Genomic DNA, 247 nt, shown 5'->3' with positions numbered 1-247 from the left:
CGTGTTCGAGGATGCCGGCGATGAACGAGTAGGCGGTGGAGGACAGTCCCAGGCCCCTGTCGTCGGTGGCATCGGGAAAGACCGCGCCGTCGGCGTTCCACAGCGACAGGTGCATGTGCATCCCGGACCCGGTGCGGTCGGTGAACGGCTTGGGCATGAATGTGGCCTGCTTACCTCATTTTTCGGCGACCACCGAGAGTAGGTAGCGGGCGGTGATGACCCGGTCTGCGGTCACCATGGCGTCCGC

The 247-nt window shown here is 65.2% G+C and carries 1 pseudogene; it reads right to left on the bottom strand.

Annotation, left to right across the window (positions count from 1 at the left end):
- Nucleotides 1-163 (bottom strand): annotated as a pseudogene (locus SB754_RS22200) (type III glutamate--ammonia ligase); the annotation flags it as partial.
- Between the last annotated feature and the right edge of the window lie 84 nt (nucleotides 164-247).

This window comes from Leifsonia sp. SIMBA_070 (assembly GCF_046534635.1).
GTDB lineage: Bacteria > Actinomycetota > Actinomycetes > Actinomycetales > Microbacteriaceae > Leifsonia.
The sequence above is the reverse complement of the archived record's forward strand: the minus strand, read 5'-3'. Positions and strand labels throughout refer to the sequence as shown.